Origin of the sequence: Aquimarina sp. I32.4, assembly GCF_002924285.1 — a bacterium.
Taxonomy (GTDB): Bacteria; Bacteroidota; Bacteroidia; order Flavobacteriales; family Flavobacteriaceae; genus Aquimarina.
Genome location: NZ_PGUB01000228.1, coordinates 1 through 1,617 on the forward strand (window position 1 = coordinate 1; position 1,617 = coordinate 1,617).

Genomic DNA, 1,617 nt, shown 5'->3' on the forward strand with positions numbered 1-1,617 from the left:
TGTTTTCGCTCCTTTTTTGTATCTTAAATCTTGAATTTAAGATGCTTATTTATGTTGGTGCAACAGCAAGAAATGCAATTAAGTGCGTACAGCGATTTATACAATTTGATTGTTCCGAAAGAAAATCTTCTTAGAAAGATTAACGAATTAATTGACTTTTCCTTTATTTATGATGAATTGGCAAACAAGTATTGTTCAAACAATGGGCGTAATGCAGAGAGTCCTATTCGTATGTTCAAGTATCTTTTACTGAAAACTATTTACACAATTTCAGACGTAGATGTTGTAGAGCGATCACGCTTTGATATGTCCTTTAAATATTTTCTTGGAATGAGCCCAGAGCAAGACGTTATCAATGCCAGTTCACTGACAAAATTCAGAAAGTTACGATTGAAAGATGCTGATCTATTGAATCTTTTGATTGGAAAAACAGTTTCTATTGCTATTGAAAAGGGTATTGTTCGCTCGAAATCAATCATAGTAGATGCGACACATACTTTGTCGAGGTCAAATCCATTTTCAGCCATTGAAGTACTCAAAGAGCGTTCAAAACTATTACGCAAAGCGATCTATACCGTAGATGAAAATTTGAAAGGACAACTACCAGTTAAAAATGTGGATGACAATCTACAGAGTGAGATAGCCTATTGCAAAGAACTTGAAAATGTAATTGAGTCAGATCCAACCTTGAGCCTTATACCTACAGTTAAAGAGAAATTGAATCTATTAAAGGAGACAGTAGAAGACACCCAAGATAATTTTATCTTGTCTAAAGATATGGAGGCTAAGACTGGACATAAATCGGCAGATAGTTCATTTTTTGGATACAAAACACATATTGCAATGACTGAAGAACGCATAATTACAGCGGCAACAATAACTTCAGGAGAAAAAGGAGATGGACCTGAACTACCAAAATTATTGAGGGTCAGCCAGCAAAATGGAATGGAAGTAGATACCATTGTTGGTGATACTGCTTACTCGGGGAAAGAAAATTTAAAGCTAGCCAGTGCACAAAACATAAAAATAATAGCTAGGTTAAATCCTTCAATAACCCAAGGTATTCGAAAGGATGAAGATAAATTTGATTACAATAAAGATGCAGATAGGTTTGTTTGTCCTGCTGGCCATATGGCCATACGAAAGGCTCGTCAGGGCAAAAAAAATAGTGAAGAAAATCAAGTAGATACGTATTACTTTGATGTGCAAAAATGCAGAACCTGCCCATTGAGAGATGGTTGTTATAAACCCGGAGCAAAAACTAAAACTTACTCTGTATCTATAAAATCAGATCTGCATCAAGAACAAATATCTTTTCAAGAAACCGATTATTATAAAGAAAAATCCAAGCACAGGTATAAAATAGAAGCAAAAAACAGTGAGCTAAAAAACGTTCATGGTTATAGAAGAGCAAGTTCATATGGTATTGAAAATATGCAAATGCAAGGTGCGATCGCAATATTTACTGTTAATTTGAAAAGAATCCTAAAATTAGAACGATAGTATAAAGTAGTATGTCCCAAAAGGCATTGTAGAGACAAAATAAGCTCTGTAAACTGTTTTAAAATAATCGAATCTCAATATTACGGCTTCAAATGAAAAAAGCGATTAAATAAA

Annotated in this window: 1 protein-coding gene; it reads left to right on the forward strand. The window is 34.0% G+C overall.

Features of this window, described 5'->3' with window-relative positions:
• The first annotated feature begins 51 nt into the window (after positions 1-51).
• Positions 52-1,503, forward strand: a complete 1,452-nt coding sequence (locus CVD18_RS22180; protein WP_103867624.1) for an IS1182 family transposase — start codon at positions 52-54, stop codon at positions 1,501-1,503.
• Positions 1,504-1,617 lie beyond the last annotated feature (114 nt).